At 64.2% G+C, this 26,220-nt stretch carries 30 protein-coding genes and 1 pseudogene; 10 read left to right on the top strand and 21 right to left on the bottom strand.

Annotation, left to right across the window (positions count from 1 at the left end; all coding sequences use genetic code 11):
* Positions 1–193 (bottom strand): annotated as a pseudogene (locus ACREBX_RS17360) (ABC transporter permease); the annotation flags it as partial.
* Between the two features lie 124 nt (positions 194–317).
* On the opposite strand from ACREBX_RS17360, the gene ACREBX_RS17365 reads away from it, so the two are divergent.
* Positions 318–1,013, top strand: coding sequence for a GcrA family cell cycle regulator (locus ACREBX_RS17365; RefSeq protein ID WP_431562990.1), 696 nt, complete (start codon positions 318–320; stop codon positions 1,011–1,013).
* Positions 1,014–1,022: 9 nt separating this feature from the next.
* Positions 1,023–1,427, top strand: coding sequence for a PaaI family thioesterase (locus ACREBX_RS17370; protein ID WP_431562991.1), 405 nt, complete (start codon positions 1,023–1,025; stop codon positions 1,425–1,427).
* A 50-nt stretch (positions 1,428–1,477) separates the two neighbouring features.
* On the opposite strand, the gene ACREBX_RS17375 is transcribed toward ACREBX_RS17370, so the two are convergent.
* The gene (locus ACREBX_RS17375; protein WP_431562992.1) at positions 1,478–2,311 is read right to left on the bottom strand and encodes an outer membrane protein; all 834 of its coding nucleotides are present in this window, start codon (positions 2,309–2,311) and stop codon (positions 1,478–1,480) included.
* Positions 2,312–2,481: 170 nt separating this feature from the next.
* Between ACREBX_RS17375 and parE the strand changes: the two genes are divergently transcribed.
* The 4 genes from parE to ACREBX_RS17395 all read left to right on the top strand — a co-directional run bounded on the left by parE (position 2,482) and on the right by ACREBX_RS17395 (position 6,710).
* Positions 2,482–4,461 (top strand): DNA topoisomerase IV subunit B, encoded by a 1,980-nt coding sequence (gene parE, locus ACREBX_RS17380; protein WP_431562993.1) that lies wholly within the window; start codon positions 2,482–2,484, stop codon positions 4,459–4,461.
* Between the two features lie 81 nt (positions 4,462–4,542).
* Positions 4,543–5,049, top strand: coding sequence for an RNA polymerase sigma factor (locus ACREBX_RS17385; protein WP_431562994.1), 507 nt, complete (start codon positions 4,543–4,545; stop codon positions 5,047–5,049).
* A gap of 111 nt (positions 5,050–5,160) precedes the next feature.
* Positions 5,161–5,382, top strand: a complete 222-nt coding sequence (locus tag ACREBX_RS17390; protein WP_431562995.1) for a hypothetical protein — start codon at positions 5,161–5,163, stop codon at positions 5,380–5,382.
* Between the two features lie 2 nt (positions 5,383–5,384).
* A complete protein-coding gene (locus ACREBX_RS17395; RefSeq protein ID WP_431562996.1) occupies positions 5,385–6,710 on the top strand; it encodes a serine hydrolase in 1,326 nt (441 codons plus the stop codon).
* Positions 6,711–6,712: 2 nt separating this feature from the next.
* Here the strand turns inward: ACREBX_RS17395 and ACREBX_RS17400 are convergent, their stop codons facing one another.
* The 8 genes from ACREBX_RS17400 to uvrC are packed head-to-tail and all read right to left on the bottom strand — an operon-like array spanning position 6,713 to position 13,840.
* Positions 6,713–7,195, bottom strand: coding sequence for a YkgB family protein (locus tag ACREBX_RS17400; RefSeq protein WP_431562997.1), 483 nt, complete (start codon positions 7,193–7,195; stop codon positions 6,713–6,715).
* Positions 7,196–7,252: 57 nt separating this feature from the next.
* Positions 7,253–8,047: a LysR family transcriptional regulator gene (locus ACREBX_RS17405; RefSeq protein WP_431562998.1), complete on the bottom strand. Its 795-nt coding sequence runs from the start codon at positions 8,045–8,047 to the stop codon at positions 7,253–7,255.
* Positions 8,044–8,445 carry a Co2+/Mg2+ efflux protein ApaG gene (gene apaG, locus ACREBX_RS17410; RefSeq protein ID WP_431563033.1) on the bottom strand — a complete coding sequence of 134 codons (402 nt, stop codon included), beginning with the start codon at positions 8,443–8,445 and terminating at the stop codon, positions 8,044–8,046. The genes ACREBX_RS17405 and apaG overlap by 4 nt, the downstream gene beginning before the upstream one ends.
* Before the next feature lie 23 nt (positions 8,446–8,468).
* Positions 8,469–9,677 carry a trans-sulfuration enzyme family protein gene (locus ACREBX_RS17415; RefSeq protein ID WP_431562999.1) on the bottom strand — a complete coding sequence of 403 codons (1,209 nt, stop codon included), beginning with the start codon at positions 9,675–9,677 and terminating at the stop codon, positions 8,469–8,471.
* A 5-nt stretch (positions 9,678–9,682) separates the two neighbouring features.
* On the bottom strand, positions 9,683–10,729 hold the full coding sequence (leuB, locus tag ACREBX_RS17420) for a 3-isopropylmalate dehydrogenase (protein ID WP_431563000.1): 1,047 nt from the start codon (positions 10,727–10,729) through the stop codon (positions 9,683–9,685).
* Between the two features lie 48 nt (positions 10,730–10,777).
* Complete coding sequence (gene recO, locus ACREBX_RS17425) at positions 10,778–11,515, bottom strand: DNA repair protein RecO (RefSeq protein ID WP_431563001.1); 738 nt, start codon at positions 11,513–11,515, stop codon at positions 10,778–10,780.
* The gene (locus ACREBX_RS17430) at positions 11,503–11,895 is read right to left on the bottom strand and encodes a PaaI family thioesterase (protein ID WP_431563002.1); all 393 of its coding nucleotides are present in this window, start codon (positions 11,893–11,895) and stop codon (positions 11,503–11,505) included. Before ACREBX_RS17430 ends, recO begins: the two co-directional genes overlap by 13 nt.
* A gap of 10 nt (positions 11,896–11,905) precedes the next feature.
* Positions 11,906–13,840, bottom strand: a complete 1,935-nt coding sequence (gene uvrC, locus ACREBX_RS17435) for an excinuclease ABC subunit UvrC (RefSeq protein ID WP_431563003.1) — start codon at positions 13,838–13,840, stop codon at positions 11,906–11,908.
* 90 nt (positions 13,841–13,930) lie between these two features.
* Between uvrC and ACREBX_RS17440 the strand changes: the two genes are divergently transcribed.
* On the top strand, positions 13,931–14,635 hold the full coding sequence (locus tag ACREBX_RS17440; RefSeq protein WP_431563004.1) for an SDR family oxidoreductase: 705 nt from the start codon (positions 13,931–13,933) through the stop codon (positions 14,633–14,635).
* A gap of 33 nt (positions 14,636–14,668) precedes the next feature.
* Here ACREBX_RS17440 and ACREBX_RS17445 read toward each other — a convergent pair whose 3' ends face one another.
* The 9 genes from ACREBX_RS17445 to ACREBX_RS17485 all read right to left on the bottom strand — a co-directional run bounded on the left by ACREBX_RS17445 (position 14,669) and on the right by ACREBX_RS17485 (position 22,386).
* Positions 14,669–15,625, bottom strand: a complete 957-nt coding sequence (locus tag ACREBX_RS17445) for a TIGR01777 family oxidoreductase (protein ID WP_431563005.1) — start codon at positions 15,623–15,625, stop codon at positions 14,669–14,671.
* A 208-nt stretch (positions 15,626–15,833) separates the two neighbouring features.
* Positions 15,834–16,379: a F0F1 ATP synthase subunit B gene (locus tag ACREBX_RS17450; RefSeq protein WP_431563006.1), complete on the bottom strand. Its 546-nt coding sequence runs from the start codon at positions 16,377–16,379 to the stop codon at positions 15,834–15,836.
* Entirely contained in the window at positions 16,372–16,869 is a 498-nt protein-coding gene (locus tag ACREBX_RS17455) for an ATPase (RefSeq protein WP_431563007.1), read from the bottom strand. Before ACREBX_RS17455 ends, ACREBX_RS17450 begins: the two co-directional genes overlap by 8 nt.
* A 71-nt stretch (positions 16,870–16,940) precedes the next feature.
* Positions 16,941–17,171, bottom strand: a complete 231-nt coding sequence (locus ACREBX_RS17460) for a F0F1 ATP synthase subunit C (RefSeq protein WP_037515205.1) — start codon at positions 17,169–17,171, stop codon at positions 16,941–16,943.
* Positions 17,172–17,213: 42 nt separating this feature from the next.
* On the bottom strand, positions 17,214–17,966 hold the full coding sequence (locus tag ACREBX_RS17465; RefSeq protein WP_431563034.1) for a F0F1 ATP synthase subunit A: 753 nt from the start codon (positions 17,964–17,966) through the stop codon (positions 17,214–17,216).
* A gap of 60 nt (positions 17,967–18,026) precedes the next feature.
* Positions 18,027–18,371: an AtpZ/AtpI family protein gene (locus ACREBX_RS17470; protein WP_431563008.1), complete on the bottom strand. Its 345-nt coding sequence runs from the start codon at positions 18,369–18,371 to the stop codon at positions 18,027–18,029.
* Positions 18,372–18,602: 231 nt separating this feature from the next.
* Entirely contained in the window at positions 18,603–19,004 is a 402-nt protein-coding gene (locus tag ACREBX_RS17475; RefSeq protein ID WP_431563009.1) for a YdbL family protein, read from the bottom strand.
* Positions 19,005–19,018: 14 nt separating this feature from the next.
* Positions 19,019–19,234, bottom strand: coding sequence for a YnbE family lipoprotein (locus ACREBX_RS17480; protein WP_431563010.1), 216 nt, complete (start codon positions 19,232–19,234; stop codon positions 19,019–19,021).
* A complete protein-coding gene (locus tag ACREBX_RS17485; protein WP_431563011.1) occupies positions 19,231–22,386 on the bottom strand; it encodes an intermembrane phospholipid transport protein YdbH family protein in 3,156 nt (1,051 codons plus the stop codon). Before ACREBX_RS17485 ends, ACREBX_RS17480 begins: the two co-directional genes overlap by 4 nt.
* Positions 22,387–22,555: 169 nt before the next feature.
* On the opposite strand from ACREBX_RS17485, the gene radC reads away from it, so the two are divergent.
* Positions 22,556–23,233, top strand: a complete 678-nt coding sequence (gene radC / locus ACREBX_RS17490; RefSeq protein ID WP_431563012.1) for a RadC family protein — start codon at positions 22,556–22,558, stop codon at positions 23,231–23,233.
* Between the two features lie 209 nt (positions 23,234–23,442).
* A complete protein-coding gene (rnk, locus tag ACREBX_RS17495; RefSeq protein ID WP_431563013.1) occupies positions 23,443–23,850 on the top strand; it encodes a nucleoside diphosphate kinase regulator in 408 nt (135 codons plus the stop codon).
* A gap of 66 nt (positions 23,851–23,916) precedes the next feature.
* Here rnk and ACREBX_RS17500 read toward each other — a convergent pair whose 3' ends face one another.
* Both ACREBX_RS17500 and ACREBX_RS17505 read right to left on the bottom strand, forming a co-directional pair.
* Complete coding sequence (locus ACREBX_RS17500) at positions 23,917–24,369, bottom strand: calcium-binding protein (RefSeq protein ID WP_431563014.1); 453 nt, start codon at positions 24,367–24,369, stop codon at positions 23,917–23,919.
* Positions 24,370–24,393: 24 nt separating this feature from the next.
* Positions 24,394–24,687 (bottom strand): hypothetical protein, encoded by a 294-nt coding sequence (locus ACREBX_RS17505; RefSeq protein ID WP_431563015.1) that lies wholly within the window; start codon positions 24,685–24,687, stop codon positions 24,394–24,396.
* Between the two features lie 199 nt (positions 24,688–24,886).
* Here ACREBX_RS17505 and purB point away from each other — a divergent pair, with 199 nt between their 5' ends.
* On the top strand, positions 24,887–26,203 hold the full coding sequence (gene purB / locus ACREBX_RS17510; RefSeq protein ID WP_431563016.1) for an adenylosuccinate lyase: 1,317 nt from the start codon (positions 24,887–24,889) through the stop codon (positions 26,201–26,203).
* Positions 26,204–26,220: the final 17 nt, after the last annotated feature.

The raw sequence follows: 26,220 nt of genomic DNA on the forward strand, positions 1-26,220 counted from the left end.
GGAGCGTGGTAATCGCCGGAGCCCAGATTGTTTGCAGCTGGACCTTGAAAAACCGGTGCACCTCCTTGACATATAGCGCGTGCATGCCGGGCACGTTCAGCGTTCGAATATGGGGAACGCCGGGTTCGGCAAAGGTTGGAGTCGCGGCGGAATTTGTCGAGTCGGGGCGCGAAATTTGGGGCTGGTCGTTCATGGCGTTCTCGCCTATCGCCTCCCCGATCTTACCGCAAGCTGGGCAACGACTGAATGCCGGTCCCGAAAGGATCGACAAGGCGGATCGTCTAACCGCCCGCAGCGTGAATGATGAGGAATAGATTATGTCATGGACCGATGAGCGCATCGAAAGCCTGCGCACCATGTGGGAAAAAGGGCTGACCGCCAGCCAGATCGCCGACGAGCTCGGCGGGGTGAGCCGCAATGCGGTGATCGGCAAGGCGCACCGCCTTGGCCTGAAATCGCGCCCGTCGCCGGTAAAGGCGACCGAAAAGACGGCCAAACCGGTCAAAGCCGCGGCACCCGCCGCGCCGAGACCCGCCGCGTCCGTTTCCGCGGCGCGCGCCGTCGCACCGGTGGCGCCGCGCCCGGTGGCCCCGGCCCCGAAACTCGATGCCAAGCCGGTCGTCGACACGCCGAACGCCGACGGCGCATTGGGTGACCCGACGCCGAAAGCCGATTCCCCGCGGATCGTCTCGATCGGCCCCGGCGGTTTCATCCGCCAGGGCCCCGGCGACCAGCAGGCGCCGATCCCCCCCGCGCCGCCGCGCCGACTGGTGCCCGCGAAGCCGAGCCCCGAGATCGCCGACAAGACGACCTTGCTCGACCTCAACGACCGTATCTGCCGCTGGCCGATGGGGCATCCGGGCGAGCCCGATTTCCATTTCTGCGGTGAAGCCGTGAACCCCGGTTTCCCCTATTGCGTCGAGCATTGCGGTCGCGCCTATCAGGCGCAGCTGCCGCGCGGCACGCGCCGTCCGCCCCCGCCCCCGCCATTTGGTGGCCCCCGAGTTCGTTAAGAGCGTCCGGTGAGGCCCTTCGGGCAGGAATTTGAATTTGCGCGCGCGCTCGGCCTGCAAATGGTCGAGCGCGGCGACGGACGCTGCATTATGGCGATCGACATCGACCCCCATAAGCATTTCAGCCCGCAAGGCGCCGCGCATGGCGGCGTTGCTTACTCGCTCGCCGACACCGCGATGGGCGGTGCGCTCACCAGCGTGCTGGCCGACGATCAGTGGTGCGCGACGATGGAAATCAAGTTCAACTATCATGTCCGCGTCGGCGAAGGCCGGTTGATCTGCGAAGCCGAAGTGCTCCACCGCGGCAAGCGCGTCGCGAATATCGGCGCGCGCCTCTATCAGGATGGTCGCCTCGTCAGTAGCGCGAACGGCAATTTCGCGATCTTCGCCGCGCCGCACGCGCGCGCGGCATAGGTAGGGCGCCGGATCATGGACCCGGCGCCTCCCTTTCCGCTCCCAAGAGGTCAGAAGCGGTAACTGATCGCCCCCCGCACGCTATGCGTGCGGAAATGGGCATTGCTGCGCTGAATGTCCGTCCCGCCGCCGTTCAGCAGGAACGGATTGGTCGGCGGCGCGGTGCCCGCACCGACGTTGACGACATAATCCTTGTCCTTGAGGTCGGTGTAGAGATATTCGAGGCCGACGGAGATATTGTTCGTCACCATGACTTCGGCACCACCGCCTGCGGCATAACCCCAGCCGTTGGTCTTGCCATTATCCGCAAAACTGTTCGCGGTGTTGCTCGTCGTGAACTTGTTGTCGAGGCGCGCATAAGCACCGCCGCCGGTAACATAGAAGAGCGCACCGCCGCCGGGCGTATAACCGGCACGCAGACGGGCGCCCGCCTGATAGTCGGCCTCACGGCTCATCGTATAGCTTGCGGGGGTGGTCGAAAAACCGCTGACGCTATCGCGCGCGTGGCTGCGTCCACCTTCGACGACGGCGCCAAGAACGAAGTTGCCCATGCGCTTGTCGAAGCCAAGGCGGCCGTAATATTCCGGACCATCCTTGTCGTTACGGCAGCCGAGATTTGCGGTGCCAGTCGCCGCGCCATTACAGAATCCCGGCGAAAAGGCGTTGGCGCCGCCCGAGGTTGTCACTTGGTCGCCGTAAGTTCCGTCGCGGTTGGTATCGAAAACAAGCGTTTCGCCGCGGTCACTGCCCTGAAGCGTGCCGCCACCGACGATGCTGATATAGGGTCCGTTGAAGTCCTGCGTGGTGTCACGCGCATCCTGGGCCATCGCGGGGATCGTCAGCGCGCTGGCCGCAACAGCGGCAAGGAGAGAGATGTTTTTCATTTTTTACTCCACTTTTTGAATGACTTTGCAGTCTGCGCACCAACCCCTTGCTCAACATCAAAGTTCCTTTTTTTGTGTGGAAACAGGACGAGCCGAGGCCAGCCGACGACGCACCAAGCAGTCCAAAACCGCGCTTGCCAGCGCCCTTCCCGCCCCCGTATAGCCATTGCATGAGTCACGATTTGTTCGACGGCAATCAGCCCGCAGCCGACAGCTATAACGCCTCGCAAATCGAGGTGCTGGAAGGGCTCGAACCCGTCCGCCGCCGCCCCGGCATGTATATCGGCGGGACCGACGAGCGCGCGCTCCACCACCTCGCTGCCGAGGTGATCGACAACAGTATGGACGAGGCGGTCGCGGGCCACGCGACGCGGATCGAGATCGAACTCGACGTCGGCAACCGGCTGACCGTCGTGGACAACGGCCGCGGGATGCCGGTCGACCCGCACCCCAAATTTCCTGGCAAGTCGGCGCTCGAAGTCATCATGACCATGCTCCACTCGGGCGGCAAGTTCGACGGCAAGGCTTATGCGACCTCTGGCGGCCTGCACGGCGTCGGCGTCAGCGTCGTCAACGCGCTGTCGATCGACACCGAAATCGAGGTTGCGCGGGGCAAGCAGCTCTATCGCCAGCGTTTCTCGCGCGGCACCCCGCTCGGCGGGCTTGAGGAACTCGGGCCGACGCCGAACCGCCGCGGCACGAGCGTCAGCTTCGTCCCAGATCCCGAAATCTTTGGCGATCATGGGCGATTCAAGCCGCAGCGCCTCTATCGCATGGCCCGCTCGAAAGCCTATCTGTTCGCCGGTGTCGAAATTCGCTGGAAATGCGCGCCCGAGCTGATCGGCGACGATACCCCTGCCGAGGCGGTATTCCAGTTCCCGGGCGGGCTTGCCGATCATCTGAAGGAACAGATCGGGACGCGCGAATGCGCGACCGCCGAGCCCTTCGTCGGGCGCCAGGAGTTTCCGGGCGAACAGGGTCGCGCCGAATGGGCCATCGCCTGGCCGCTTTGGTCGGACGGGTCGTATAGCTGGTATTGCAACACAATCCCGACCCCTGCGGGCGGCACGCACGAGGCCGGACTTCGTTCGGCGCTGACCAAGGGTTTGCGCGCCTTCGGCGAGCTGATCGGGCAGAAGAAGGCCGCACAGATCACCGCCGAGGACGTCTTCAACGGCGGTGAAATGATGCTGTCGGTGTTCATCCGCGAGCCGCAGTTCCAGAGCCAGACCAAGGACCGGCTATCGAGCCCCGAGGCCGCGCGCTTTACCGAAAACGCCGTGCGCGACCATTTCGACCATTTCCTGTCGGACAATATGGACCGCGGCCGCGCGCTGCTCGGCCTCATCCTCGATCGGATGGACGAGCGGCTGAAGCGCAAGGCCGAACGCGAGGTCAAGCGCAAAACCGCGACGAGCGGCCGCAAGCTTCGCCTGCCCGGCAAGCTCACAGATTGTGCGAACAATGGCCCCGAAGGCACGGAATTATTTATCGTCGAAGGCGATAGCGCCGGCGGTAGCGCCAAGCAGGCGCGCAATCGAAAAACGCAGGCGATCTTGCCGATCCGCGGCAAGATTTTGAACGTCGCGAGCGCCAGCAACGACAAGATCCGCGCCAATCAGGAAATCGCCGACCTCGCGCTCGCGCTCGGTTGCGGGATGCGCAAGGATTGCGACGCCGACCGGCTGCGCTACGAAAAAATCGTCATCATGACCGATGCCGACGTCGACGGCGCGCATATCGCAACACTGCTGATGACTTTCTTTTTCCAGGAAATGCCCGACATCGTGCGCCGCGGTCATGTCTATCTTGCGCAGCCGCCGCTCTATCGCATCACCTCGGGCAATACCTCGGTCTATGCACGCGATGATGCGCACCGCGCCGAGATCGAGGCCACACAGTTCAAGGGCAAAAAGATTGATGTCGGCCGTTTCAAGGGCCTCGGCGAAATGAACCCAAATCAACTCAAGGAAACGACGATGGACCCCGCAACGCGCTCGATGCTGCGCGTGACACTGCCGCAGGAATATGAAGAGCGGCACCTGGTCAAGGATCTGGTCGACCGGTTGATGGGCAAGCATCCCGAGCACCGTTTCCAGTTCATTCAGGCCAATGCCGCGACGCTCGACGAGGCGGCCATCGACGCCTGACGAAAAATCGCCCGCCCCTGTCAGAAAGCTGCACCGCGGCCGACCAAATAACCAGACGACGATAGTTGCTGGAGATTTCGGGTGACCGAAGCCGAACAGGATCGGGCATTTTCCGACACGATCGCGCGCTTTGGCGGCGCAATCGCCCGCATGGCGCGCGGCGATGAAGCCGATGCCGACCTGCGCCGCGACCTCGAACAGGACATCCAGGTCGCGCTGTGGCAGAGTCTCGCCCGCTTCGACGCGCGCTACGCGCTCAGCACATGGGTATGGCGCGTCGCGCACATCATCGCGCGGCGGCGCCACTCTGGGCAGCACTGGGCGAACATCGAAGACATCGACTTGGCCACCGACGATCCGACGCCGTTCGAGCGCGTGACGAGCGAACAGGCGATGGCGCTGATCCTGTCGATCATAGACCGGCTCGACCCGCCCGACCGGCAGATATTGTTGCTCTATCTCGAAGGCGTCGCGGCGGCGGAGGCCGGCGAGATTACCGGCGTCTCTCCCGAGGGCGTGGCAACCAATATCCACCGTTTCAAGACCATGCTGACGCGCTGCTTTGCCCTGACGGGAGACGCATCATGACCAGTCCGAATGACGACAGCCTGCACAATCTGTGGCGGCAGGATGGCGGCGCGTTGGAACCGCTGCCGCTCGCCGAGATCAAATCGCGCGCGGCTCGTTGCCGAGGAGCGAATGCTGGCGAACGTCGGCCTCTGGTATATCGGCCCGCTGATCCCCGGTCTCGCCATATTCATGGCCGGCCTCGCCAGCCGGTTTGGCAGCCCACTCGGCTTTGCGGCCTTCGCAGCTATTCCCGCGCTCGTCATCCTGGGCATCTGGTTGCTCAACCGCCGCGCCGCCGCCATGCTCCGCGAGCAGATCGCCCGGCTCGATGCCGTGGCGGAAGGAGAGTGAAAATGACCCGCTTGCTCGCATCGACAGCGATCGCGGCAACGATCGCGCTCGGCATGCCGTCGGTGACGCTCGCGCTCCAGCCGCCCGCATCGGCGCCTGCGACCGACAGCGCGTTCGACAAACGCGCGGCGCAGCTAGTCGACCTGCTGAACGGCAAAATCGCCTTTGCGGACTATTTCGATCCATCGTTTCAGAATGCTATCCCCGAGGCACAGTTCAAGACCTTCGCTACCAGCCTGATCGCGCAATATGGCAAACCAGTCGCCATCGACAGCGTCACCCCGACCCGAGGCCGTTCGGGAACTGTCCTGCTACGCTTCGAACGGGGCGTTGCAACCGTCCTGCTGGACGTCGGCATAGCGGCTGATGCGCGTGTCACGGGACTTCGCGTCACTGGCGTCGCCGTGGCTAATGACAGCTTCGGCAAGGTCGCGGCCGACATCGCCGCGTTGCCCGGGCAAACGGGTTTCCTCGTCGCCGAACTGGGCGAGGCGGGCATCCGGCCCCTCGCGTCCGCCAACCCCGACCGGCAGTTCGCGGTCGGATCGACGATCAAGCTCTATATCCTCGACGAACTCGCGGGGCAGGTTGCCGCGGGCAAGCGCAAATGGTCCGACGTCGTGCCGCTGTCGCATTTCAGCTTTTCGTCGGCGGGAACCGCGAACTGGCCCGCCGATACGCCGGTGACGCTGCAGACACTCGCCAACTGGATGATCTCGGTCAGCGACAATGGTGCGACCGACACGTTGATCCACCTGATCGGCCGTGCGCCCATCGAAGCGCGAATGAAGGGCGCGGGGCACAGCGATCCGTCGCGCAACATTCCGCTACTGACGACGGTCGAAGCCTTTGCCCTCAAAGGAAATAATTTCAACGATTTGCGGCCCATCTTTATCAATGGCAACGATGCCACGCAGCGCAAGCTGATCGAGAGCAACCAGAACCGCCTGACCCTCGCCAATGTCGACGGGATCAGCTTTACCGATGGCCCGCGTTTCATCGGCAGCCTCGAATGGTTCGCCAGCCCGAACGATATTGCGCGGCTGATGGTCGACCTCCGCGCGCGCCAGTCGAAAACCCTGCTCGCCGCGATGGCGATCAACAATGGGGTCGGTCCCGTTGCTGCGGCCGACTGGAAATACCTCGGCTACAAGGGTGGGTCGGAAAATGGCGTTTTGTCGATGAGCCTGCTCGGCCAGCGCAAGACGGACGGTAAATGGTTCGTCGTCACCGCGAGCTGGAACAATCCCGATGCCAACGTCGATAGCGGCCCTCTGGTTGGTCTCGTCACACGTCTGCTCGCGCTGGCGGGGAAAGCCGCTTCCTGAGGTCAGGCTACCGGTCGGGCGTCCCGCGCTTCCCGAAGTGCATGGCCGGCGTGAAGCGTCAGCGCCAGACAGCCGGCAAGCAGAACGGCGTCCTTGAACAGGAATTGCGCGGTGGACCCCATGAACGGGAAACCATAGCCTTCCTCCCACAAAGTCGCGCCAAAACTGAAGCTGAGCGTCACGAGAAAGGTCGCCATACCCATCAGGCCACCGAGCAGCCCCGCACGATGCGACCATGCGCCCAGCGCGATCAGCACGCCGGTCGACAATTCGATCGTCCCGATGACATTGCTCGTACCCTGAACGCCGATCAGCGGGTACATCCAGGCGAACAGCGGATAGTGCATGGCCGTGCGCGCGACGCCTTCAGCTTCATAAGCCGCAAATTTGGCGATCCCGAATAAGGCGAAGATGAAGACTATCGACCAGCGAAGCGTGCCGACGGCGAAAGTCTGAGTCGGCAGCTTGTCCAGAATTTTGCGCATGAATCCCCCTGAATGACTGTTGTGGGGGTATTCGTGTGCGATCCCGGTTCGGTTACATCAGAGGGCCGTCAGCGCCGCGACCAGCGCCTTGACCTTCGCCTGCCGCCATTGCGGGGTGGGGGCAACGAGCCAGTAGCCGCGTTTCACCGCGACCGTTTCACCCACCTGCCGGACACGTCCCGCCGCTATATCAGCCTCGGCGAGCATTGCGGGAACATTCGCCTGTCCCAGCCCGTTGGCCGCAGCGTCGATCGCCAGCCCGGCATCGCTCAGCCGCAGCGCGGGTTCGCCGTCGGCCACGGGACAGCCCGGCCACGCGATGCGCGTGTCGCTGGTGCTCCCCGGACCGGACACTGTGACCATCAACGCGTCCGCAAGCGCCACGCCTTCATGTTCGCCAACACCGTCGGTCCAGAAGATCGCAAGATCGAGGTTGGCCTCGGTGAAATCGATGCCGCTGTCGGCCGACACCAGCGTGAAGCGCACGTCGGGTGCCTGCTGGCTGTAGCGCGCGAGCCGCGGCGCGAGCCATTTGGCGGTCAGATCGCGCGGCGCGGCGATCGTCAGCGACTGCGACGACTGCCCCGCCTGCATCGCGCGCACCGACTCTTCGAACTGCAGGAAACCCTGGCGCAGCGCTTCGAGCCCGGCATCGGCCTCGCCCGTCAGTTCGAGTCCCTTGGGTGTGCGGCGGAAGAGCACGACGCCCAGCATATCCTCGAGCGCGCGAATCTGCTGCCCGACTGCGGCAGGTGTGACCGCCAGCTCGTCGGCGGCGCGCGTAAAGCTCAGGTGCCGCGCAGCGGCATCGAAAACGCGCAGGGCGTTCAGGGGCAGGTGCGTGCGCTTCATGACGCGGTCGCAGGCGCCACGAGCGGGAAATGCGGGATCGCTACGAGCATCTGCGATCCGTCGCCCATCTCCATCGCATAACTGCCGACCATCGACCCTTCGGGGGTCGGCAGCGGGCAGCCCGAGACATAGTCGTACGCGCCGCCGGGGCCGATCAGCGGCTGTTCGCCGACGACGCCCTCGCCTTCGACTTCGCTGATCTGGCCGCGCCCGTCGCTGATCCGCCAATGGCGGCTGATCAACTGGACCGCGCCCTCGCCATGATTCTCGACGCGGACATGGTAAGCCCAGAACCAGCGGCCGAGCGCCGGATGCGATTGTTCGGGCAGATAGCTGACCGCCACGCGCACGGTGATCGACCCGGTGGTCGCCGCAAGGGGAAAGAAGGAGTCGATCATCGTGTTCATGGCGCCAGCGTCGCTCAAAGCCCGACCTTGGTCAATGCCTGGTCCAGATCGGCGATGACATCGCGCGGATCCTCAAGCCCGATATTGATGCGCAGCATACCCTCGACGACGCCCATGTCGATACGCGCTTCCTCGCTCACGCCATAGTGCGTCGTCGACCAGGGGTGGCAGCAAAGGCTGCGCGAATCGCCGATATTGTTGCTGATGTCGACGAGTTCGAGCGCGTTGAGGAACGCCATCGCCTGTTCGCGGCCGCCATCGAGCACGAAGGAGAAGATCGGGCCGCACGCGCTCGATTGGCTCATCGCCAGATTATGCTGCGGATGGCTCGCAAGCCCCGGGTGGAGCATCCGCGCTACGCGGCCTTCGATCGCCTTGCCGACCGCGAGCGCATTTTCCGACTGGCGCCGCGCGCGCAGGTCGAGCGTTTCGAGTCCCTTCAGCACCACCCACGCATTGAACGGCGACAGATTCGGCCCGGTGTTGCGCTGGAACGGCAGCAGCACGTCGTTGATGAACTTTTCGGTCCCGCACACCGCGCCCGCGAGCACGCGCCCCTGCCCTTCCATGAGCTTCGTCGCCGAATAGGCAACGACATCGGCGCCGAAATCCATCGGGCGCTGGAGCACGGCGGTCGCAAAGGCATTGTCGACCACCGTCGTGATGCCATGCGCCTTCGCGAGACCGCACACATGCTTCATGTCGACGATGTCCATCGTCGGGTTTGCGGGGGTTTCGAAAAAGAAGACCTTGGTGTTCGGTTTGATCGCCTTTTCCCACGCATCATTGTCGCGGCCGTCGATGACCGTCGTCTCGATGCCGAAGCGCGGGCAGAGGTGATCGACGAGCCAGCGGCACGACCCGAAGGCCGCCTTCGCCGCGACGATATGGTCGCCCGCCGACAGCTGGCAGAGCAAGGCGGTCGTCATCGCGGCCATGCCCGTCGCCTGAGTCCGGCAAGCTTCGGCGCCCTCCATCAAGGCGATGCGTTCTTCGAGCATCGCCACGGTCGGGTTCTGCAGCCGCGAATAGGTCATGCCCTGTTCTTCGCCGGCGAAGCGCGCGGCGACTTCTTCGGCATTGTCATAGGTGTAGCCCGAGGTCAGGAAGAGCGCTTCCGACGTTTCGCCGTGCTCGCTGCGCCACGTCCCGCCGCGCACCGCCTGCGTCGCGGGGTGCCAGTTCCTGGTCTTGCTGCGGTCGAAACCCGTCGTTTTTTTCATCTCATCTATCCGTTCAAAGCCGAAACAACCGCATCGCCCAATGCCGCCGTTCCCATATTGCCCCCCAGATCCGCACCGCGGCACCCGTTCGCCAGCACCTTTGCCACCGCCGCTTCGATCCGCGCCGCGCTCGCCTCGTCGCCGCCCGAATGGCGCAGCAGCATCGCGAGCGACAGGATCATCGCCAGCGGGTTGGCAACGCCCTTGCCCGCAATGTCGGGTGCGCTGCCGTGGATCGGCTCGTACAGTCCCTGGCGGCCTTCGCTCAGCGAAGCCGACGCGAGCAGCCCGATCGACCCGACGCACATCGACGCCTGATCCGACAGGATGTCGCCAAAGAGGTTGCCGGTGACGACGACGTCGAACTGGCCGGGATTGCGCACCAGCTGCATCGCGGCATTGTCGACATACATATGGGTCAGCGCCACATCGGGATAGTCCGCAGCCACTTCGATCACGACGTCGCGCCACAGCTGCGAGGTTTCGAGCACATTCGCCTTGTCGACCGAGCACAGCCGCTTTTGCCGTCCTTGCGCCGCGCGGAAGGCGACATGCGCGATGCGCCGTACTTCGCTTTCGCTGTACGACATGATGTCATAGCCTTCGCGCTGTCCGTCCGAAGTCGTGCGCATGCCCTTTTCGCCGAAATAGACATCGCCGTTGAGTTCGCGGACGATCAGCAGGTCGATTGCCGACGCGACTTCGGGGCGCAGCGCCGAACTGTCCTCCAGCCCGGCAAACAGCTTCGCAGGGCGCAGATTGGCGAACAGGCCGAGTTCGGCACGCAGGCCGAGGATCGCCTGTTCGGGACGCAGATGGCGCTCGACAGTGTCGAAGCGCGGATCGCCGACGGCGCCAAAGAGGAGGGCATCGGCGGCTTTCGCCTTCACCAGCGTTTCGGGGGGCAGCGGGTGGCCTGTCGCTTCATACGCCGCCCCGCCGACGAGCGCCCGGTCGAGTGTCACAGGAAGCGCGAGCGCATCAAGAATCTTTTCGGCCTCGACCATGATTTCCGGACCGATACCGTCGCCAGCCAGCAGCAGGATTTGCACTATGTCGCCCTTTCGTGTCTCGCCAGCCGCTTAGACAGCGGCGGCGCGTCACGCAACCGCCCTGCCCAGCCGGTCGATCAATCTTTCCCTTACGCTCAGCAAGTCACGGTTGCGCCCGTCGAGGACATCGCGGTCGAGAAAATGGCCGGTGATGACCAGCCCGTCGAGGACGTCGGCCATCGACGGGCCCGCATCCTGTCCGCGCAGAAAGGGGGGCAGGCGAAACAGACGTTCCTCATAACCCGTCGCCGCGCCAACACTCACCGCGCCGCCCGATTTTGGGCTGATAAAAGCAAGGCTGTCGGGCGAGCCCGTCACGACGCATTCCTCGAGGTTCAGGCCGAAGCCCAATTCGGCGAGCAGCAGCAGCTCGTAGCGTGCCAGCGCCGCGGCCCATTGCCGCGCCGAGGAGGCCAGGTCGATCATATCCAGAACGGCCGACAGGGCGGAGTAAAGCGCTGGATAGGGCTGACTCTCGGGCAATGTCGATGCCGTCAGGCTCGTCGCCCAATCGATCGCCGCAGCCGCCAGTGGCTCGGCGAGCAACGGCGCGCGGCTTTCCAGCATCTCCACGGTTGCACCGCCAAGCTGATCTTCGGTCCGCGCGCGCAATTCGAGCGCGACGAGATTGCCGGGAATCAAGATCGGCCGCAGTCGCCGCGAGCGACCGCCGCGCACATAACCCGCAACCAGCCCCGCTTCCTCGGTCAGCGCGCGCAGGATCGCGCCATGTTCGCCATGCGCGCGGACCGCGCAGACGATGGCATCGGCGGTCAGGCTGGCCAAAGCACCATCTGCGTCTGCGTCACCAGCGCGACGTCGGCACCGTCTTCGGTGCGGATGCGCGTTTGCCAAACCGACAGGCGCTTGCCGATCTTCACCGGGGTCGCTTCGCCCACGAGCACCGATCCGACCGGCCCCGCGCCGAGAAAATTGGTCTTGCTTTCGATCGTGGTCGTGCCGTTCGCCCCTTCGGGCAAGGTCAGGAATGCGCCTACCGCGCCGAGGCAATCGGCAAAGGCCATGATCGCGCCGCCATGGACGATCCCACCCGCGGTGCAGATTTCGGCCCGCACCGGCAGCTTGCCCGCCACGCGCTCCTTGCTGCCTTCGTGAATCGTGACGCCGAGCGTCCCCGCGAGTGGCATGGCTGCTGCAAAATCCATTTTATTCCCCTCACCGTCCCGAATGATAGAAATCATGCACCGCCTGCGCGACCGCCGCGCTCACCCCCGGCGCCTTCTGTAAATCTTCCAGGCTCGCGCCACGCACCGCGCGCGCCGTGCCGAAGTGCATCAGCAACGCCTTTTTACGCGACGGGCCGATCCCCGGAACCTCGTCGAGCGGCGACGCGCCCATCGCCTTCGACCGCTTCGCCCGGTGCGCGCCGATCGCAAAGCGGTGCGCCTCGTCGCGCAGCCGCTGGATATAGAAGAGCACCGCATTGTTCGGCGGCAGCGTGAATTCGCGTCCATCAGGGTGATAGAAGGTTTCGCGCCCGGCATTGCGGTCGGGGCCTTTCGCGACCCCGATAAAGGTCAGGTGGTCGATCCCCAACTCGGCGAACACCCCGGCGACCGCCGACACCTGCCCCTTGCCGCCATCGATCAGCACCAGGTCGGGCCATTCGCCCTTGGTTCGCTCGGGATCCTCCTCGATCGCACGCGCGAAGCGGCGTTCGAACACCTCGCGCATCATCGCGAAATCGTCGCCCGGTTGCGTCTCGGCGCGCTTGATGTTGAACTTGCGATATGCACCCTTGATCCAGCCTTCGGGCCCCGCGACGACCATCGCGCCCAGCGCATTGGTGCCCTGGATATGGCTGTTGTCGTAGATTTCGATACGCTGCGGCGGGTTTTCGAGGTCGAACAGCTCAGCCAGTTCGCGTCCGAGTTTCGCCTGACTGCTGCTCTCAGCCAGCCGTCGGTCGAGTTCCTCCCCCGCGTTGCGCACCGCCTGCTCGAGCAACCGTCGACGATTGCCACGCTGCGGAACGCTGATCTCGATCTTGCGCTCGGCGACTTCGCCCAGCGCCTCGGCCAGCAGGGCGGATTCGGCGGGCTCGCGGTCGACAAGGATCGTCTTCGGCGGCGGCACGCCTTCGTAGAATTGCATCAGGAAGCTTGCCATCACCTCGGCCTCGGGCACGCCCGAGACATGCGCGGGAAAGAAGCTGCGATGCCCCCAATTCTGCCCGCCACGGATGAAGAAGCCCGCGATACACAGCTGCCCGCCCTTCGCCGCAAGCGCAAACACGTCGGCGTCGCCCAGCCCATCGGCGTGAACCGACTGGCTGCCCTGGATGAAGGTCAGCGATTTCAGCCGGTCGCGCACGATCGCCGCCGTTTCGAAATCCATCGCCTCTGCGGCCTGCGTCATCGCATCGCCCAGTCGTTTCTGGACCGCGATCGACCGCCCCTCCAGAAAATCCTGCGCATCGCCGACGAGCTGCGCATAATCCTCCTTCGAAATCCGGTCGACACACGGCGCGCTGCACCGCTTGATCTGATAGAGCAGGCACGGCCGCGAACGGTTGGCGAAGAAACTGTCGGTACAGCTGCGCAGCAGAAAGGTTTTCTGCAGCGCGTTGAGCGTCTGGTGCACCGACCCAGCGCTGGCGAACGGCCCGTAATAACGCCCCTTCGCGCGCCGCGCGCCGCGATGTTTCTGCACGCGCGGAAACGCATGATCGGTGCGCAGCAGGATGAAGGGAAAGCTTTTGTCGTCGCGCAGCAGCACATTGTACGGCGGACGGTAACGCTTGATCAGCTGCGCCTCGAGCAACAGCGCCTCGGCCTCGCTCGTCGTCGTGACGATCTCCATCGCCCGCGTTTGCGATACCATGCGCTGCAATCGCTGCGGCAACCGCGCGACCTGCGTGTAATTGGTCACACGGTTCTTGAGCGCGCGCGCCTTGCCGACATACAGCACGTCGCCGCGCGCATCGAGCATGCGATAGACGCCGGGCCGCGTCGGCAGTTTGCGCACGACATTGCGGATCGCCTCGGCGCCGCGCTCGAGGTCGGGCTGGTCGCCCTCCCCGTCGCCGCCGCGCATCACATAGGTCGCTTTTTCTTCGTTGAATCGGTCGGGAGCGTTCGGACGGGCCATGATTTTCCATGTAGGCGATGGCGATGCGACCCGCCATAGTGCGCGAGGTAAAACAGACATCGGAGGGGTCGGATGGACGTAAGAGGAAAATTGGCGCTGGTCACCGGCGGCAGCGACGGCATCGGGCGCGAGATCGCGCTGCAGTTGCAGGCGGCGGGCGCTAATGTGATCGTCACCGGGCGGTCGGCGGAGAAATTGCAGGCGATGGCGGGGCTCGGCTTCGGCACCATCGCGGGTGATTTGTCGACCGCCGCGGGTTTGGATGCGGTCGTGGCAGGCGTATCGGGCAAGCCGATTGCACTGCTCGTCAACAATGCCGGGGTCGGCGCGATGGACTATTCCGTCGACGATCCCGCCAATCTCGCGACCGCGGTCAATTGCCTCCACACCAATTTGGACGCGCCGATCGCGCTCTGCGCCCACCTTATTCCGGCGCTGAGGGCGCAACCCGAAGCGGCAATCGTCAACGTGACTTCGGGCCTCGCGATCGCGCCGTGCGGCAGCGGCGCGGTCTATTGCGCGACGAAGGCGGGCCTGCGCGCTTACACGCAGGCCCTTCGCTATGTGCTGAAGGACAGCAATGTCCGCGTCATCGAAGCGCTGCCGCCCGTGGTCGCTACGAACATGACGGCCAAGCGCGACGGCAAAAAGATGACCGCCCATGACTGCGCCGCCGAAATCGTCCGCGGCATCCGCACCGGCAAGACCGAAATCAACGTCGGCATGGTTAAAATGCTGCAACTCGTCCACAGCATCTCGCCCGCACTCGCGCGGCGGATCATGATCAAATTTTGATGACGGCGACGTGCAGATGTTCGCCAGGCGCGCTCAGAAGGTGATTTGCACGAGATCGTCGAGCGCCGTGTCGATATTGGGATAGCGAAAACGAAAACCTGACTCCAACGTTCGCTTGGGTCTGACCATCTGCCCTTCGAGCAGGATCGACGATCGTTCGCTGCCCACGATCGCCCGGATGAGCCATGCCGGTGCTCGCCAGGCGATCGGTCGGCGCAAATGGCTGGCGAACGACCGGATGAAGCGTTCGTGCGATACGATACCGGGCGCCACGGCGTTGAAACGGCCGGACAAATCCTTGCGGTCGATGACGTGCAAGATGATCCCCGTCATATCGTCGACGTGGACCCATGGGAATGGTTGGCGCCCGGAACCTATGACAGCGCCGAGCCCGAGGCAGAAGGGAAGCCTGATGATTGGCAGAAACCCCCGCGCGCGGCCAATTCTCCACAATCGGCCGACGAAACTCTCGCGCTGGACTGCGCCCAATACGATACCGATCCGCAACTTGACGTGGCGAATGCGCCCGGTATCGATGCCCGCCGCGGCGGCCTCCCATTGCGCGACGAGTTCCGCGGGGAAGTCGATCCCCATCGGTTCGGAATCCTCGTCGAGTTCGGGATAGTCGCCAGAGCCGCCGTTCTCCGCCGTTCCGTAGAAACATTTGCCGGCAGTCGATACGAAGACGTCCGGCGGTGGTGTTTTGGCATTGATCGCATCGACGAGGATGCGGGTGGTATCGACCCGCGACCGGATGACTTCGTCGCGATAGGCAGCGTTCCAGCGCCGGCGCGGGTTGAGGATATGCTGTCCCGCCAAATTCACCACGGCATCGCAATCCGGCAATCCATCTTTTGCCAATTGCGCCCAGCTCAGGCGGCCAGGGCCCTCCTCGCGCGAAATCCATGTCACCGTGTCACCCCGCGCCCGAAGCGCTGCGGTCGCGGCTTGCCCAACGAAGCCGGACCCGCCGCCGATGATGATATGCATCCCCGCCAAAATCACTCCCCCATCGATCCGCCACCAATAGGTTCAAATCATATCGAAAAGATTATCGGAAGCCTCGTCCTTCTCACGCTTGGCGCGATCGAATGTCGGCATTCTGGTCGGCGTATCGCTTCCCACAAACCACATCGGCGCACAAAACAAAACGCCCGCGGAAATCCGCGGGCGCTCTGTACTCGGCAATGTCGAAAGCTCAGCCCTTGGCGACGCCCGCGATAGCCTGATCGACCAGCGCCTTGTCGGCCTTGGCGTCATGCTTGTCGGCGATCAGCTTCGCCGCTGCGTCGGTCGCCGCTTTCGCGGTCGCGGCGCGGACTTCGGCGAGCGCGCCGGCTTCGGCCGCGGCGATGCGGTCTTCGGCCATCTGCTTGCGGCGGCCGATCAGCGCGGTGGCGTCAGCCTTGGCTTTGGCAACAAGCGCTTCGGCCTCGGCATCGGCGCGGGCGCGCATTTCGTCGGCTTCCTTGGCGGCGTCGGCAAGCTTCGCCTCATACTCGGCCTTCAGCGATTCGGCGTCGAGGCGCAGCTGTTCGGCTTCCTTGAGCTGCTTCGAAATCTCGGCAATCTTGTTGTCGAGCATGCCCGCGATCATCGCCGGCACCTTCTTCCACAAGAGAATACCGATGAAGATCGTCATCGCGATCGAGACCCAGACGGTCGCGTCGATGATGCCGAACGATGCCGGCTCGGCATGCACTTCACCCGCCGCTTCGGACACGATGGTCAGAACATTAGCCATGGAGCACCGCCTTCACCGCTGCCTTGGCATCCGCCGCGGCAATTTTCACGCCCGACAGCTTGGCGACAAGGTCGCCCGCTGCTTCGGCCGCGACCGATTCGATTTCAGCCATCGCCGACGTGCGCGCCGCATTGACGTCGGCTTCGGCCGCCGACAGCTTGTCGGCGAGTTCGGCGTCGATCTTTGCGAGACGCTTTTCGGCGTCCTTCGCGGCCTTGTCCTTTGCGTCGGTTACCGCCTTCTGCGCAGCGGCGCGGCTGGCGTCGCTCTGCTGGCGGTAGCTTTCTTCGAGATTATCGGCGGCGGCATGCGCGGCTTTCGCCGCGGCCAGATCGTCCGCCACCTTGCGGTCGCGCGCGTCCACCGTCGCCTCGATCTTCGGCAGCATGCCGCGGCCGATGACGAAAAAGACGAAGCCGAAGGTCAGCAGCACCCAGAAAATCTGCGATGCGGCGTACCAGCTTTCAGCGAATTGGCTGATTTGAGGCATGGATTTACTCGACCGACAAAAGAAAAGCAGTCGCGGGGCCCGCCTTTAGCGAGCCGGCCCCGCAGACGAAATCAGGCTGCCTTGAGGTACAGCAGGATCGCGATCAGGAACGACAGCAGGCCGAGAAGTTCGGCAGCCGCGAAGCCGATGAACAGGCGGCCCTGCTGGCCGTCGGCAGCAGCCGGGTTGCGCAGTGCGCTTTCGAGGAAGCTACCGAACACGTTGCCCACACCGATGGCGGCCATACCGGCACCGATAGCGGCCAGACCGGCGCCGATGAGCGAAGCAGCTTGAACGTCCATTTTATACTCCTTGGGAAAAACGTTGATTAACCAGTTGAAATATCAGTGCAGATTGACCGCGTCGTTCAGATAGAGCGACGTGAGCAATGCGAATACATAAGCCTGGATCCCGGCGACCAGCAGCTCGAGGCCGCTAATCCCGACCATCAGCGCCATGCTGGGGATGCCGACGCCAAGACCGACCGCCGGACCGGCAGCGATGCCGTCGATGATGAACGAGGCGAACACCTTCATCAGCACGTGGCCCGCGGTCATCGCGACGAACAGTCGGAGAGCAAGGCTGAACGGGCGGACAAGGAACGACACCAGCTCGATCACGGGGATCAGCCACAGCAGCCACCAGGGGGTGCCGTGCGGCACGAAAAGCGAGAAGAAATGCAGGCCGTGGCGCCAGAAACCGACGATCAGCACGATCGCGAAGCTCAGGATCGCGAGGAAACCGGTGATCGCGAAGTGGCTGGTCACGGTGAACGGATGCACGCCGAACAGACCGAACGGCATCAAGCCGATCACGTTCAGCATCAAGATGAACATGAAGAGCGAGAAGACATAAGGCGTATATTTGCGGCCTTCGGGGCCGATATTCGCGTTCATCATGCCCGAAATAAAGCCGGTGAAGCCTTCGACGGCGACCTGCCAGCGACCTGGGACGAGCTGGCGCTTCATCCCGCCGATCATGAAGACCCACAAAAGCAGGCCGGCGATCAGCATCCACATCGCGCTGGTGGTAAAGGCAACCTCATGATTGCCGACATGGAACATGTCGAACATCTTCTGCACCTCGAACTGGTGCATCGGGTCCACTTTGCCTTGATCCGCCACGCGATACCTCGCCTAAATCCTGGTAATTCAGCTTCAATCCGGCCCAGCTTCATCAAGCTTAACAGGCCGGATATTCGCTATCCGAAATATGCTTCTGAAGGCGACGGCTATTCCAAGGAACAGCACCACCAACAGGCCCCAGGGTGCGGTGCCGGCAAAATGATCGATCGTCCAACCGACCAAGGCGCCGCCACCGATACCGCCCAGCAGTTCGGCCAGAACGCGGTTACCGAGCTTGTAATTCGCATCGGTCTCCGGTCCGGCGTTCACTGCGGTCCGTTTCGCTTCTGCGGCTTCGGCCCGGTCCAATCGCTCTTCGAGCGAGACCAGGCGCGAATCCTCCGAAGCTGGTTCCGGATCGCTGCCGTTCCCCGTCATTTTGACCATCCTCCTGAAACAGTACCGAAAAGATTCGGCGCCACCCACGAAAAAGGCCCGAAAATTCGGGGGACCCCTAAGGCGCGGTCCGTTTAGGAACGACGCCCGATTAAGTCAATGCTTGTGCTGCCGCGCACAAAAATGTCGCGGCGGAGTCACGCAAAAATGCCGCCGCGTTTAGGGGCGCGGCGGCATCTGAGGGCCCGCAGGCCCTATATGCGGCTCATTCGTTTACGGGCAGCGCGCGTCGCGTTCGGGCGGGCTTCCATCGCGGGTTTTCCATGCGCCGCCGGGCGTCTGATATTTCTCGCCCACCTTGGTCTGCGCAATCAGGTTGCAGCCGCTGGTAAAGGCGAATTGCTCGACCGTGCTGCCGGTCGACTGCGCGCTTGCGGTATAGGCCGCCTTGCGCTTGATATTGAGATCCTGCACCAGCGCACGGATCGCCGGGGTCGGCGCCGTTGCAAAGCCCAGATAGCCGTCGACCTGCTCGCCGACCTGTCCGGCGGCGCGCGCGGCGGCATAGGCGGGATCGCGCTGTGCCATCGCCGACGGCACAGCCAGTGCAACGGCGGCCGTCGCCGCGATCGCAGCAAGCGCCAGTCCGGTCGGTTTCCACTTCGTCATACGCATCTTGTTCTTCCCCATCAGAATATTTCGCTATTCTGCTCGATGAGCTTCTTGGCGTCGCCGTCCAGCCTATACACCACTTCCTGACGGATGTTGATGTTCAGGTTAATCTCGATCGGCTTGTCGGGCGTTTCGATCTGGACGCAGCCCGCGAGGGCCGACGCACCTATCGTTACCGCAACGCGCCGACCGTATTTGGCCAGCCTCCTTACTCCAGTCTTGGGTCTATTCATCGCATGGGCTCGCTTTCTGGAGGCTGAACGGGAGTGATCTTAGCTTTTTCGGCTTCTTCCTGCGCGCGGATCAGCGCGGGCAGATTCTGTTCGATCAACAGCGACGGGTCATAGAAACCCTTCGCCGAGGTCAACAGCTGGCGGAACGGCGCCCGGATCTTCACATTGAAGATCAGCGGCAATTTCGCGACCTGGTTGGTCAGGAAATTGCGCATCGCGCCCTCGCCCTGCCCCACGCCGCCAAAGCGGATGTCGGTCACCATTTCGCCGTCGAGATCCCCGTTCAAAATGATCGTCAGATCGTCATATTTGAGGCTGCGCAACGCGCCAAAGGCAAAATTGGCGATCACCCCCAGATTGCGGTTCGACAATTCGCCGACATAGGCCAGCGTCCCGCCGCCGCCGCGCGAATCGATACGGCCGTTGACGATACGGCCGCCCATCCCGTCGAACTCGACCGGCAGCGTCCCGTCGAATACGCCGGTCGCATTGATATTGTCGAAACCGAAGCTTTGCAGGAACACCGCGGCGTCGACGCCGACGATGTCGAACGACAGCCGCCGGGCGTTGGTCGCGCTGAAATCGAGCGTCGTCGGATGAAGCAGCAGCTTGCCGCCGCCAAAGGGCCAGCTCCCGCCCTCGACCCGCACGCGATTGTCGCCGAGCAGCCGATATTCGATCTCGCCGTCGAGTACCGGGATACCGGGGTTCAGCTCCTTGATCTTCGCGATCTGTCCCGGCGCCGATCTGAGCCCGATCAGATCGTCGAAGCTCAGCGTGGTGGTGATCCCCGTCACCGGGCCGAAGGCCGCGGCGAGGCTGGTATCGGCGGTCGCGAAAGTGCCGCGGCTCGTGACGCCGTCCGCCGTCCAGTCGATCCGCCCGTCGCCGACCACCGACCCCTGGACGTTGGCGACGACACCGAGCGCGAGGCTGGTGAGCTGATCGGGCTGGAATGCCTCGCCGAATCGCAGTTCTTTCACGGCCAGGTCCGCCGAACCACTGCTGTCGGCCAGCCGGTGCCGGATCACCGTGTCGAGAATCTTCGTTCCCGTCTTTCGTTCGTTGAACCCCGCCTTCGCCTCGATAATCCCGTTCGCAAAGCGCAGATTCGCATCGCTGCTGACCAGCGGGAAAAAGCGCGGGTCGGGCGCCGCGTCGGTGAGCAGCAAACCGCCGTCCAATGTCAGCGCGCCATTCGCGAAGCGCCACTGCCCCGCAATCTCGCTCATGTTCAGCGGCACCGCGCCGATCTTGCCGTTCGCCCCGCTGAGGTCGCCCGCCATGCCCTGCGGTGTCGCCCGTCCGCTCAGGCTTTGCGCGCTAAAGCGGGTCACACTCTCGCCCTCGCCCAGCCGGATGTCGGCCAGCGCGAGCGACCAGCGCATCGCCGACAGGTCGATATTCGCCGGCCCGCTTTTCAGGCTGAACGGCGAACTGCCGCTCGTCCCGCGCAGCGCGATGCCGGGAATACGGACATTTCCGCGCAATCCATCGGGTCCTACGCTCAGCAGCGGTGCGCCCGGGCGACTACACAGGTCGATCGCGCTGCGGCCCAGCCGGAAGCCGCCAACCTCGATCCGGTCGGCCGCGACGCGACTACAACCGCCATCCAGCGCGAGCGCCCCTGTCGGCGCCAGATAACCGTTCAGCGGCACCGTTAGCCGTTCGACGCGGCCGCCCGCGAGCGGTCCCGACAGCGACGCTGCCGTAGCGAAGCGCATCAGCCCGCCCGCGCCGCCTGAAAAACGCGCCGGCGCCAACGCCAGCCGCGCCCCTTCGGCGCTATAAGGATCGAGGCTGGCGAGGCCCGTCACCCTGCCATCCTCGTTGCGATCGAGGCTCAGCGTTCCCGAGGGCAGGTCGCCACCGGCGATGCTCCAGCCTCCCGTTGCGATCACCGCGGGCTCATCGGCGCCATAGAGATAGCCGATGCGGCTGTCCGCGCTGCCGATGAAACGCGCGCCGCTCGCGCTCGTCAATTCGGGTGCAATCAGGTCGATACGCGCCGTCGGCCCTTCACCCGCGAGCGCGAAGCCCGCGCTGCCGCTCGCATCGGCCAGTACGCGGCTCAGCGCACCGGCAGCCTTCGCCGCCAGCGGCCCGACCGGTGTGCCAGCCAGCCCGCGCGTACTTTCGGTGAGCAAGCGGCGCAAATCGGCGCTGCCGCTGGCGCGGGCAAAACTGATCCGCCCGTCGAACTTCGGGGCCGCGCTGCCGACGTTGCCCTTGGCTTCGAGGTCCACCGTCTCGGCCGCGAAATCGGCGCCGCGCAGCCGCGCCATGTCGGCATCGACGTCGAGCTTCGTCAGCACCGCGGTGCCATCGAAGCGGGCGATCACGCCCATCCGGTCGGCCGCGACCGGTCCCGCGACAAGCCGCGCGATGCTCGCGTCGGCCTTACCCTTCCAGCTTTGCAGATCTTCGGAGAGCGAAAGGTCGAGCGCGATCTGCGGTGACGCGGCGGAAACACGGCCGCCAGCACAACCAAGAGCGCGGCCACGCAAGGGACCGACGAGCTGCGGCCGGACATCGCGGACGAGAACCGTGCCGTAGAAGCTGATATTGTCGCCGCTGCACCCCGCCGCCGCAATGCGCGGCGCGGCGAGCGCGAGCTTGCCGGTGAAGTCGCGGCGCAGATTGCCGTCGCCGTGCAGCGCCGCGCCGATGTTGCCCCACGGCGTTTCGACGCGTGCCCGCGCGTCGCGCAGGGCGACCGACAGGTTGGGCAAGGCGAACGGATCCTTGCTCGTCGGATCGCGGAATTTGTCGAGCGAGCCGAACGACAGGCGGCCATCGACGAAGCGGCCATAGAGACGGACGCCCTCGGCGTTGATCCCCGAAACATAGGGGCCGCGCCAGCCATAGCCGAGCAGGACTTCGACGCGTTTCGCGGTCAGATCGGGACGCTTTGGATCGCCGATGACGATGTCGGACAGTTGCTCGCTGCGAAAGCCGATCCGGTCGATCGTATAACGCGCCGGAACATCGCGGCTATCGAGTTGGTCGCGGATTAACTCGTCGGCAATCGGCTCGCGCGCGATCCAGACCCCGGCGACGAGAATGATCACGGCGCCCGCGGTCAGCCAGCGCTTCTTGAACAACAAAGTCCGATATTTCCACCGCGGCTTCGCGCCGTCCGCGTCAGTCATGGGAGTTGGCCGATGACGTCATGGCGGCAAAATCTCGTCCCTCGACCCGAGCCCTGTTCAGGGCACAAACGCCGGAAATCCCGTTTCGATGCAGGAAATTGATCCGGTTCGCCATCTTCCTTTCCCTATGACCGTTGAGTGCGGCTCACAAGGCGGTTATTGCCGCGTGATGGGGGATACGCCGGACCATCTTGGGCATCGCGCGCGGTTGCGGGCCCGCCTGCTCGACGACGCCGAAGGCTTGGCCGACTACGAGCTGATCGAATATCTGCTCACGCTCGCAATCCCGCGCCGCGACACCAAGCCGCTCGCGAAAGCGCTGCTCCGCGAATTCGGCTCCCTGGCGCAGCTCGTCAGCGCCGATCCCGAATCGCTGCGCCGGGTCGACGGGCTCGGCGATACCGGCATTGCGGCGATGAAGATCGTCCAGGCCGCGAGCCTGCGCCTGCTCAAGGGCGAATTTCGCGACAAGCCCCTTCTCTCCAGCTGGGATGCGCTGCTCGATTGGCTGCGTGCGGACATGGGGCCGATCGATGTCGAGCGCGTTCGCGTGCTTTACCTCAATTCACGCAACATGCTCATCCGCGACGAACTCGCGAGCGAAGGCTCGATCGACCAGTCGGCGATCTATGTCCGCGAGGTCATCAAGCGCGCGCTCGAACTCGGCGCTTCGGCCATCATTCTTGTCCATAACCATCCGAGCGGCAGCCCCGAGCCGAGTCGGCAAGACATAGCGATCACCAAGGACATCGCGGGCGCCGCCGCGAAACTGGGAATAGTGCTCCACGATCACATCATCATCGGCGGGTCCGATTATCGCAGTTTTCGCGCAATGGGGCTGCTCTAACCCGTCATTTGACTTCCGCCGCCCGCCGCCACATCATCATGGCCATGCAGATTCGACGCGGCCTTCTCCGCTTCCGCCATCATGGGGGACAACTTCTCGCGGGCATTTAGCCCCGGGTTCCGGCGCGATCGCCCCGAACCCGGGGCACCTTCCGTCCAGACATTGCTGCGCGTGGCCAACAGCCGCGCGCCACCCGGAAAGTCCGCGCCATGACCAAGAAAAAAAGCGGGGCTGCGATGCCCCATATCCGCATGATCGACAGCGAAGCCGACGTACTGACCGAGCTGACGCTGCAGCAGCAGCGCGATTCGGTTCGCTTTTACGAGTTGTTGCTCGATGAAATCGATCGCGCCGCGATTTGCGAACGCACCGCGATCCCGCCAGACGTCGTGACGATGGGCTCCAGCGTTACTTTCCTCGACGAAAAACGCGGCGCCGAACGGACAGTACGCCTCGTATATCCTGCAGAAGCCGACATAGCGGCCGGGCGGATGTCGATCCTGACCCCGGTCGGTGCCGGATTGATCGGCCTCAGCGTCGGCCAGTCGATCAACTGGCCCGATCGCGGTGGCATCGAACACCGGTTGACGATCGTCGCGGTCGACCAACCTCAATAATTTGCCGCAAACGGCGATGCAGCCGCCGGATCGCTCCGACGGCTGCACCACCCCGCGGGACGCCGGTTAGGCGCCGCGCGACAGGAAACCGGTCAATTCGGTCTTGTTGACCGCACCCGACTTGTCACCGTCAGCCGAAGCAAATGCCTGGCCAATCCAGGTCTTCACTTCCGCCGATTCGACGTCGGCGCTCGGATCGGTCGCTGCACGCAGCTTCTTCATCCATGCACCGAATTCGGCCGCGTTGAGGTCGCCATTCTTGTCGCCGTCATAGGTCGGGAATTCCTGTTCGACGATCTGCGCGATCTGGGTGGGCGTCGCCGCCCCACCCGAAGGCGCGGGCTGGCTCGACGCATCGGGGGCCGGGGCCGGTTCAGCCGGCGGCGTGGTAGCGTCGGGAGCCGGAGCCGGTTCGGCAGTCGCCGGTGCGGCTGTCGGATCCGACGCCGGGGCGGTGGTCTGCGCCAGGGCCGGGAAACTCACGGCGGCAGCGCCGATCAAAAGCATCTGTTTCAACATGATCTATACTCCTGTTCTTTGGGGTTATTCCGGTTCCGATTCGGGCTTTTCTTCGGCATCCGGAGCGGGCTGGTCAGCCGGAGGGGTGGGCTCCGCCGCAGGGGGTGTATCGCTCGGGGTCGCGTCCTCGGTGGGCGCCGTTTCGTCCGTCGGCTTCTTGTCGTCGGTCGGCTTGCTGTCGGGCGCGGGGGCCGTGGTGTCGGTCGGCGCGGGCTGCGACTGCGTCGTGGGGGCCGACTCTTCGGTCGGAGCAGTCGTCTGGGCCAAAGCGGGGAAACTGACAGCCGCCGCGCCGATCAAAAGCACTTGTTTCAACACATTTATTCTCCTGTAACGGCGACTTCGATGGTCGGTGCGACCCGTCGCCTTTCTGATGGGGCATAGGAGCAACCCATCGTGTTTCCGCAAAGTTGCGCCCCCTCCGCGTTTGGCGAAACGCCCCGTCCCTGCTACGGGGCGGCCCGTCGTCGTTCCGCACGGATTCCGCGATGGAGCGCCCTAAAAGGAAGGAAATTCAATGGTTCCGCGTTACGCACGGCCGGAAATGACCGCGATCTGGTCGGCCGAGAATCGGTTTCGCATCTGGTTCGAGATCGAAGCGCACGCGACCGACGCACTGGCCGAACTGGGCACCGTGCCGAAATCCGCCGCCAAGGCGCTGTGGGATTGGTGGGCGACGAAACCGACAATCGACGTCGACGCAATCGACGCGATCGAGGCGGTTACCAAGCACGACGTCATCGCCTTCCTGACCTGGGTGGCCGAGAATGTCGGCGACGAAGCGCGCTTCATGCACCAGGGCATGACCAGCTCGGACGTGCTCGACACCTGCCTCGCGGTTCAGCTCAGCCAGGCCGCCGACATCCTGCTCGCCGATCTCGACGCGCTCCTCGCAGCCATCAAGCGCCGCGCCTATGAGCATAAGCTCACCCCGACGATCGGCCGCAGCCACGGCATCCATGCCGAACCCGTCACATTCGGGCTCAAGCTTGCCGAAGCCTATGCCGAATTCTCGCGCTGCAAACTGCGCCTTCAGGCCGCGCGCGCCGAAATCGCGACCTGCGCCATCTCGGGCGCCGTGGGCACCTTCGCGAACATCGACCCGCGCGTCGAGGCGCATGTCGCGGCCAAGCTTGGCCTCGCCATCGAGCCAGTCTCGACCCAGGTGATTCCGCGCGATCGCCACGCGATGTTCTTTGCTGTGCTTGGCGTCGTCGCTTCGTCGATCGAGCGCCTCTCGGTCGAGATCCGCCACCTCCAGCGCACTGAAGTGCTCGAGGCCGAAGAATATTTCTCGCCAGGGCAAAAAGGCTCGTCGGCTATGCCGCACAAGCGCAACCCGATCCTGACCGAAAACCTCACCGGCCTCGCGCGCATGGTGCGAAGCGCCACGATCCCCGCGATGGAGAATGTCGCGCTGTGGCATGAACGCGACATCAGCCACTCGTCGGTCGAGCGCTTCATCGGCCCCGACGCGACGGTCACGCTCGACTTCGCACTCGGACGCCTGACCGGCGTCGTCGACAAGTTGCTCGTCTATCCCGCGCGCATGCAGAAGAATCTCGACCGCATGGGGGGGCTCGTCCATTCGCAGCGCGTGTTGCTCGCATTGACCCAAGCGGGCGCGAGCAGGGAGGAAAGCTATGTGCTCGTCCAGCGCAACGCGATGAAGGTCTGGGATTCGGACGGCCAGCTATCGCTGCTCGAACTGCTCAAGGACGATGCCGACGTCACCGCCAGGCTGTCGGCCGACGAGCTGACCGCCTTGTTCGACCTCGGCTATCATATGAAGCATGTCGACACGATCTTCGACCGGGTGTTCGGGGCGCCATAGCCCCGGACTGGAATCGC

Origin of the sequence: Sphingopyxis sp. (assembly GCF_050725655.1) — a bacterium.
Taxonomy (GTDB): domain Bacteria; phylum Pseudomonadota; class Alphaproteobacteria; order Sphingomonadales; family Sphingomonadaceae; genus Sphingopyxis.

Bases quoted from the DNA above. Each gene is read 5' to 3' on its own strand.
- ACREBX_RS17405 (WP_431562998.1), bottom strand. From the start codon at position 8,047: ATGAAGCGCACGCACCTGCCCCTGAACGCCCTGCGCGTTTTCGATGCC.
- ACREBX_RS17470 (WP_431563008.1), bottom strand. From the start codon at position 18,371: ATGACGGGGAACGGCAGCGATCCGGAACCAGCTTCGGAGGATTCGCGC.
- ACREBX_RS17455 (WP_431563007.1), bottom strand. From the start codon at position 16,869: ATGCCTCAAATCAGCCAATTCGCTGAAAGCTGGTACGCCGCATCGCAG.
- purB (WP_431563016.1), top strand. From the start codon at position 24,887: ATGGTTCCGCGTTACGCACGGCCGGAAATGACCGCGATCTGGTCGGCC.
- radC (WP_431563012.1), top strand. From the start codon at position 22,556: ATGGGGGATACGCCGGACCATCTTGGGCATCGCGCGCGGTTGCGGGCC.
- ACREBX_RS17395 (WP_431562996.1), top strand. From the start codon at position 5,385: ATGACCCGCTTGCTCGCATCGACAGCGATCGCGGCAACGATCGCGCTC.
- ACREBX_RS17415 (WP_431562999.1), bottom strand. From the start codon at position 9,677: ATGAAAAAAACGACGGGTTTCGACCGCAGCAAGACCAGGAACTGGCAC.
- ACREBX_RS17390 (WP_431562995.1), top strand. From the start codon at position 5,161: ATGCTGGCGAACGTCGGCCTCTGGTATATCGGCCCGCTGATCCCCGGT.
- ACREBX_RS17430 (WP_431563002.1), bottom strand. From the start codon at position 11,895: ATGGATTTTGCAGCAGCCATGCCACTCGCGGGGACGCTCGGCGTCACG.
- ACREBX_RS17445 (WP_431563005.1), bottom strand. From the start codon at position 15,625: ATGCATATCATCATCGGCGGCGGGTCCGGCTTCGTTGGGCAAGCCGCG.
- ACREBX_RS17375 (WP_431562992.1), bottom strand. From the start codon at position 2,311: ATGAAAAACATCTCTCTCCTTGCCGCTGTTGCGGCCAGCGCGCTGACG.
- ACREBX_RS17400 (WP_431562997.1), bottom strand. From the start codon at position 7,195: ATGCGCAAAATTCTGGACAAGCTGCCGACTCAGACTTTCGCCGTCGGC.
- ACREBX_RS17465 (WP_431563034.1), bottom strand. From the start codon at position 17,966: ATGCACCAGTTCGAGGTGCAGAAGATGTTCGACATGTTCCATGTCGGC.
- ACREBX_RS17485 (WP_431563011.1), bottom strand. From the start codon at position 22,386: ATGACTGACGCGGACGGCGCGAAGCCGCGGTGGAAATATCGGACTTTG.
- uvrC (WP_431563003.1), bottom strand. From the start codon at position 13,840: ATGGCCCGTCCGAACGCTCCCGACCGATTCAACGAAGAAAAAGCGACC.
- apaG (WP_431563033.1), bottom strand. From the start codon at position 8,445: ATGATCGACTCCTTCTTTCCCCTTGCGGCGACCACCGGGTCGATCACC.
- ACREBX_RS17450 (WP_431563006.1), bottom strand. From the start codon at position 16,379: ATGGCTAATGTTCTGACCATCGTGTCCGAAGCGGCGGGTGAAGTGCAT.
- ACREBX_RS17460 (WP_037515205.1), bottom strand. From the start codon at position 17,171: ATGGACGTTCAAGCTGCTTCGCTCATCGGCGCCGGTCTGGCCGCTATC.
- ACREBX_RS17475 (WP_431563009.1), bottom strand. From the start codon at position 19,004: ATGCGTATGACGAAGTGGAAACCGACCGGACTGGCGCTTGCTGCGATC.
- parE (WP_431562993.1), top strand. From the start codon at position 2,482: ATGAGTCACGATTTGTTCGACGGCAATCAGCCCGCAGCCGACAGCTAT.
- ACREBX_RS17480 (WP_431563010.1), bottom strand. From the start codon at position 19,234: ATGAATAGACCCAAGACTGGAGTAAGGAGGCTGGCCAAATACGGTCGG.
- rnk (WP_431563013.1), top strand. From the start codon at position 23,443: ATGACCAAGAAAAAAAGCGGGGCTGCGATGCCCCATATCCGCATGATC.
- ACREBX_RS17365 (WP_431562990.1), top strand. From the start codon at position 318: ATGTCATGGACCGATGAGCGCATCGAAAGCCTGCGCACCATGTGGGAA.
- ACREBX_RS17500 (WP_431563014.1), bottom strand. From the start codon at position 24,369: ATGTTGAAACAGATGCTTTTGATCGGCGCTGCCGCCGTGAGTTTCCCG.